A 6,566-nucleotide genomic window follows, 5' to 3' on the forward strand; every position below is an offset into this window, starting at 1 on the left:
AAACCAGCGTTTACCGTCTTTGTCTGTGAAGGGGTGGCATTTGTCCTGCAGCAGGATTTTGTGACTGTCTTTCTTCACCTGCCCTCTGGTCCGGGTGAAGCTGTCGCCGGAACGGCTATAAATGAAGCTTTCCGGGTGGATATGAATGTATTTCGGGCCGCTCTGCACCTGTGCCCTGTTGCTCAGAAAATCGCTCATCCGGCTGTCCGTACTCAGCACTTCAACATGGACGAACGCGCTTTTCTCCACACCGTTCATACCGTCAGGGGCAATGTCTTCCGCCAGGTAACCCACCGCATCACCTGCGGCAACCTCAACCCGGGTTGCCGGTTTAACAACGGTATCAAATGTGCCCTGTGCTACAGCCTGCTGCATCCAGGCCGGCAGGTATGCCCTCTGTTTACCCACGAGGGTCATATATTGCGGGTCGAGCGACACCCAGAACGCCCCGCCGGTCATTTCGGATTTGCTGTTCAGCATCCGGGCAAGCCCGAACGCCTGCGCCTGCCCCTTCAGGTCGAAAGTGATCTCACGCAGCACAATAACGCTGTCGCCCGTTTTAAGCTTATTCTTCGCGACCGGCGCCTTATCGCCGTCTTTTTCTTTGCCGGTATATTCACGCTGACTCAGCCTGTCCCCCTTCTCAGTAACCTGATACAGCTTGTGTTCTGGAAAAGCAGACAGCGGTGCAAGCCCGATATACAGCGAGTAAAAATCGAGGCTGTTATCCTTCTTTTCGGGATCCGGGGTACAGGTGGACTTAACCAGTACAAAGGTGCTGGAATACTGCAGCGGGTTATTGATGTATTTACCGGTCAGATAGTCCTGATTCACACGCCAGGCCACCACTTCGCCGCCCGCCATAAACTGAAGCGGTACCGCAGTATCTGCTGTCTCCCTTGCCAGCACAGACCCCGGGGCGCTCTTGATGGTTATGTGGATCCCGCCGTGCCACATGTTATTCGTTCCGGCCAGCCAGGAGCCGTGTGGCTCCTGACAGAGCGGCTGCATCATGTCATCTACAGTGGCGTAGTTATCGCCATTCGCTTTTCGGGCAGGAAAGCAGATTTTCATTTCGGTTATCCTTAACGTGAAAAAGGGATCACCCTACCGGGCCGGGATGCGCTCAGGTTCAACCGACACGTTTACCCCACCAGAGCATTGAGCAGCGAACTGATAAGCGTGCAGCCACAGCCACACTTATGACCGTGGAATGCCACAGGAACACCGCGATCGCGGTAATTGGGTTACCTTCAACAATAGTGATATCACCATGCCTGGGGCTGGAAACACGGCCACCTTTAGGGACCACGCCGATATCACCAAAAAACATGGTCGTTGAGCAGGACAATACAGCCACATCATGTGTGGTTTTGTCGCCTAACCGGATTATTCCTTGAATATCATTTCCTTTTAATTACACCTAAATAAAATAATTTTCATTTACTTCTATCAATAGCTCTCACCGGTATTTTCTCGTCATGAGAAGATTTCATTAAGGCTATATATTTCTTATAGTTTTGCGATGACCTCACTTTATCACCCAACCCCCAATATGCATCAGCTATATTGAGATATGCAACCACTCGTTTTGGTGTATTTTTAACTACAACCTTTAAAACAGTTACAGCATCTGCATTTCTACCAGCCTGTTGCAACAGAAACCCGTAATCATTAAAAATATCAGGATAATAATAACCATTATTTATAGACTGTTGTACATAGGGTTCAAGAAGGCCTATGGCAGAAGCAACACCCTCAGAATGAAAAACTTTCAGTGCATTTGCATAATTGAACCTTATTAAAGAATCAAAATCAGATGTATACTTTGATGTTCTATCACTTACTAAATAATAATCTCCTATGAAATCAGTTCCCACTGGGCAAACATCTAGTGATATATCTGAAATATATGTCATTACTCTTCCCACAGGTTCAAACGATGCAGTAGATTTACTTTCACCTGAATAACTCATAATGTCTGTGTAAAAGGAGATTAGTCTACCTTTGAAATTCACACCTTCAGCTTCCAATGAATATTTCACCACACAGTCAGCTGAGGTATTTTCGCCTAATGGAGCACTTCCTCCATACAAAGTAGATGTAACTTTTGTACTATTACCCGTTTGTTCAAAACCCAAAATTGATGTGTCATTTTCATATATCTTCACGCTTGCATTTGCGTAAAATGAAGACAACAACATAAGCATACTAATAATCACTCTCATTTTTCAATCTCTCCAGTGCTTCTTTTTTTTCACTGATGAAACGGTCACTAACGCCATCCTGTACTTCTTTCGAGTTTTTTGAAAAATATATCAAGTTACCTTCAGTATTTTTCTTCCCTCGTTCGTCATAGATAGCATTAATTAACTCTTGGTCATATTCTTTACATTCATAAACATCACCACCAACAATTTTCATTGCATTAATAACAACATTACTCGATGGGCCATGCTGAACTGCTGTAGACCAAATGACATCATTTAAAGTATGAGAATGGTATCGAATATCAACATTAGTTTCAGAAAATATATGTGTAACCAGCTTATCAAAATGCGTTTTCCGGATAAAACCATGCTCTATTTCTTTAAACTCACCTGGGTTTTTTCTGACTAACTCCTTCCACTTAGATGTAAATTCAGATGAACCAGGAGTCAGACCAGAAAATTCATTTTTCCATTTAAATGTACTATCAGAAATAAATACTTTAACAGTTCCACCAACAATAGATTGCAGATGACCATGGATCTTTTTAGTGGTTTTACTGGTCATTTGGTAAGCCCCATAAGAAACACCACCGGCATCACCAACACCTCCCGATACAGTCTGAGAACCACGTCCTCCTGTTTCATACTTAGAGGAAAGCGTTCCTAAATTATAATCACGCCGTCTACGTTGATTTTCGGCAGAAATAGCAGACAAAAACACCACCGGATGCATATGCCAGACAGGCTCACCACTGCTGAATGCCTCCACCTGGCTCATCCATTCCATATCGTCAAACCACTTTCTCACATAGCTGATGCACAGCGGATCCAGCTGCTTTAAAAACGTTCTCCAGCGGTGATGGCTGCTGCCGCCAAACCATTCACTGTCGTGTTTCACCACCATTCGCGCCGCGATATCCCTGACATCCAGCTCCGCGTAATTCACCGCGTGACGCAGCTCTTCGCCGGAAAGGTCGCCACTGTTGTCGCTGTCCATTTTCCGCAGCAGCGCTTTGTAATAGTCAGAGACCTGCTTTTCCCGGATACCGCGCTCAGGGCGTACCCACTCCGCAAGTCTGGTGAACCCGTCCTTGATCCACCCCTCACGCAGGGATTTCGTCATATCGGATGTGGGCGGCTCTTCAAATGTACTGAAGCCCAGCTTCGCCAGGTCGTACTGGCCGATATCCGCGTCCACATCCGCTTCGCTGAGCCACGCCCCGTCCCCGATATCAAACCAGCGTTTACCGTCTTTATCTGTGAAGGGGTGGCATTTGTCCTGCAGCAGGATTTTGTGACTGTCTTTCTTCACCTGCCCTCTGGTCCGGGTGAAGCTGTCGCCGGAACGGCTATAAATGAAGCTTTCCGGGTGGATATGAATGTATTTCGGGCCGCTCTGCACCTGTGCCCTGTTGCTCAGAAAATCGATCATCCGGCTGTCGGTGCTGAGCACTTCAATGTGGGCGAACGCACTTTTCTCCACACCGTGTAAGTCGCAGGGGGCAATGTCTTCCGCCAGGTAACCCACCGCATCACCTGCGGCAACCTCAAGTCTGGTTGCCGGTTTAACAACGGTATCAAATGTGCCCTGTGCTACAGCCTGCTGCATCCAGGCCGGCAGGTGCGCCCTCTGTTTACCGGCAGGTGTCATATATTGCGGGTCGAGCGACACCCAGAACGCCCCGCCGGTCATTTCGGATTTGCTGTTCAGCCAGCACGTTTACCCCACCAGAGCACTGGGCAGTGAGCTGATAAGCGTCACACTTGTGGCCGTGGAATGCCACAGGAATACTGCGATCGCGGTAATTGGGTTACCTTCAACAATAGTGATATCACCATGCCTGGGGCTGGAAACACGGTCACCTTTAGGGACCACGCCAATATCACCAAAAAACATGGTCGCTGAGCAGGACAATACAGCCACACCATGTGTGGTTTTGTCGCCTAACCGGATTCTTCCTTGAAGAATACACTTACAGATAATATTTCGCGGACACTACTAAAAGTGCAGCAATAAGATTAATGCAGATACAAATCAAATAAGCACAAGCAGCCGCCAAAAGAGATAAACTTAAATCACTTATATTTATTTTCGATATACTTTTTTATAGATGCAGAATCTTTATATTTAAAATGCATATATTCACCATTAAATTCTCCATCCATCCCATTTAGCGACGGGTCTTTTGTAATCATATCATTTGGAAAAAGCGAATCATCACTATATTTATAAGCGTAGACTTGATACGTTTTCCCATTGATGGATTCAGTTTTATGCAATTGACGCCAGGAGATTAAAACAATAACATTTTTAACATCATGAACCCTCATAAAAAACACAGAATCAATATTTGGAGTATCCCCATCCATTTCATATTTATCAATTTGCGTTTTTTTTGTTCCGGAATCATAGTACAAACCAAGGGGGAAATCAGGATTTGGCTCTCTTTGAAAGTAGATTGATTTTTCGTCGTCAATTTTGAACGGCCCCTGGACCACCTCACCCTGCCCATATGAAGGCAATGAAAAGAACGCAAAAAATAAGCTAAAAAGTATCTTAGAAAACATATATTAGTCCTTATTAATATTTAGCAGTTCTGCCACCTTGTTAAACCTGACCCGACGATCATCATATCCGTTATACCCACCATTTACTTTGAATGTCACATCATAAACACTTGAACTTTTGGCCGAAACATTTAATCCTTTGCTTACCAAAAATGAGAAAGCTGACTCAACACTATATTCCATACTCGATATAACCAAGTCAGGGGATGCTACAAAATCCTGTCTGTCCGACGGATTTTTTTTGTTGTGCATATTTGTAAAATATCGATACTCATCTTTACCGGTCAACTGAATCATACCTCGACCACGGTACCGGTACCCATCCCCGGATGCTTCCTCACCATTTCCCATCCGTCCCGCATAAACATAATTGGCTAAATTTTCTGGGTGATGGGCATAGGTTGATTCTTGTGTCCATAACTTATGTCTTAATCGTCCTAAATCACAGTCGTCATTAGTTTTGTTATAATTTTCAGGTCCTTTTTTGCAACCAAAAATCCGCCTCATACCTTTCCCGCTATAATTAAGATTTTCTTCGGTTATTTCAAAACCGCTTTCATGTCCAATTTGAGATAAAAAATGGGCAATTTCTTTTTTATCTTTTATGCCATAAGCATCGGCGTATTTGTTTAAATAAGGCAAAACCTTCTTACATTGTGGTTTATTTGTGCCTAAGTTTGCTACCAATACCATTTCTAATGTTATGAATCCACTATCGACGGTTTTAATTGCATTCAAAAACACCACCGGGTGCATATGCCAGACAGGCTCGCCACTGCTGAATGCCTCCACCTGGCTCATCCATTCCATATCGTCAAACCACTTTCTCACATAGCTGATGCACAGCGGATCCAGCTGCTTTAAAAACGTTCTCCAGCGGTGATGGCTGCTGCCGCCAAACCATTCACTGTCGTGTTTCACCACCATTCGCGCAGCAATATTTCTGATATCCAGCTCCGCGTAGTTAACCGCGTGACGCAGCTCTTCGCCGGGAAGGTCGCCACTGTTATCACTGTCCATTTTCCGCAGCAGCGCTTTGTAATAGTCAGAGACCTGCTTTTCCCGGATACTGTAGTGGAGCACAAAATCAGGACACCAGGATAACCTGTTTCCACTTTTCTTCATGTAAGCAAGGCGGTAAACCATCGTTGTTCGTGTGAGGTCAATAAACGTTGTAATAACCATTAATCCACTGGTTTATATCGCGTACCGCATGGCTAAAATCACCATAACCACCATTCGGAAGCCATTCACTTTTAAGGCTGCGAAAGACTCTTTCCATCGGAGAATTATCCAGGCAATTCCCTCTGCGACTCATACTTTGCATTACCCCATAACGCCAGAGTAACTTTCTGTATTTATTGCTTTTATACTGAACACCTTGATCTGAATGAAACAGCAGGCGGCCATCACGCGGTCGTGTTTCCAGTGCATTACGCAAAGCCCTACACACCAACTCAGCATCAGCGGTTAATGAGAGGGCTGAACCGATAATCCGCCGTGAATATAAATCAACAACGAGCGCGAGATAACACCATTTGTCCTGCAGGCGAATAAAACTGATGTCGCCGCACCAGACGCGGTTTGGTGCGGCGGGGTTAAATTGCCGGTTCAGTAAATTTGGCAATGGCGGACTTTTGTCTTCGTTTACCCGGTAGTGATGTTTAACTGCCTGTCGACTTGTCAGCCCGCATTCCCGCATCAGTCGTCGTGCCAGCCACCGGCCTGCATCAACGCCACTCTGGCGCAACATCTGACTGATTGCCCGGCTACCGGCTGCGCCACGAC

The 6,566-nt window shown here is 45.5% G+C and carries 4 protein-coding genes and 4 pseudogenes; all 8 read right to left on the reverse strand.

The window, feature by feature from the left end:
* Positions 1-1,074: pseudogene (locus tag A9B99_RS12905) on the reverse strand (hypothetical protein); the annotation flags it as partial.
* A gap of 71 nt (positions 1,075-1,145) precedes the next feature.
* Positions 1,146-1,402 (reverse strand): annotated as a pseudogene (locus A9B99_RS12910) (PAAR domain-containing protein).
* A 37-nt stretch (positions 1,403-1,439) separates the two neighbouring features.
* Positions 1,440-2,228 carry a tetratricopeptide repeat protein gene (locus A9B99_RS12915; RefSeq protein ID WP_064598119.1) on the reverse strand — a complete coding sequence of 263 codons (789 nt, stop codon included), beginning with the start codon at positions 2,226-2,228 and terminating at the stop codon, positions 1,440-1,442.
* Positions 2,212-3,819 carry a VgrG-related protein gene (locus tag A9B99_RS24240; RefSeq protein ID WP_231889188.1) on the reverse strand — a complete coding sequence of 536 codons (1,608 nt, stop codon included), beginning with the start codon at positions 3,817-3,819 and terminating at the stop codon, positions 2,212-2,214. The genes A9B99_RS12915 and A9B99_RS24240 overlap by 17 nt, the downstream gene beginning before the upstream one ends.
* Positions 3,820-3,930: 111 nt before the next feature.
* A pseudogene (locus A9B99_RS12925) lies at positions 3,931-4,179 on the reverse strand (PAAR domain-containing protein).
* Positions 4,180-4,286: 107 nt separating this feature from the next.
* A complete protein-coding gene (locus tag A9B99_RS12930) occupies positions 4,287-4,778 on the reverse strand; it encodes a hypothetical protein (RefSeq protein WP_064598121.1) in 492 nt (163 codons plus the stop codon).
* 3 nt (positions 4,779-4,781) lie between these two features.
* Positions 4,782-5,924: a glycoside hydrolase family 19 protein gene (locus tag A9B99_RS24030; RefSeq protein ID WP_197499274.1), complete on the reverse strand. Its 1,143-nt coding sequence runs from the start codon at positions 5,922-5,924 to the stop codon at positions 4,782-4,784.
* A pseudogene (locus tag A9B99_RS12940) lies at positions 5,866-6,566 on the reverse strand (IS3 family transposase); the annotation flags it as partial. The gene A9B99_RS24030 and the pseudogene A9B99_RS12940, both read right to left, overlap by 59 nt.

It is taken from the genome of Mangrovibacter phragmitis, assembly GCF_001655675.1.
GTDB lineage: Bacteria > Pseudomonadota > Gammaproteobacteria > Enterobacterales > Enterobacteriaceae > Mangrovibacter > Mangrovibacter phragmitis.

Excerpts from the sequence above, each read along its gene's own strand:
- A9B99_RS12915 (WP_064598119.1), bottom strand. The coding sequence starts at position 2,228 with ATGAGAGTGATTATTAGTATGCTTATGTTGTTGTCTTCATTTTACGCA.
- A9B99_RS24240 (WP_231889188.1), bottom strand. The coding sequence starts at position 3,819 with ATGCAGCAGGCTGTAGCACAGGGCACATTTGATACCGTTGTTAAACCG.
- A9B99_RS12930 (WP_064598121.1), bottom strand. The coding sequence starts at position 4,778 with ATGTTTTCTAAGATACTTTTTAGCTTATTTTTTGCGTTCTTTTCATTG.
- A9B99_RS24030 (WP_197499274.1), bottom strand. The coding sequence starts at position 5,924 with ATGGTTTACCGCCTTGCTTACATGAAGAAAAGTGGAAACAGGTTATCC.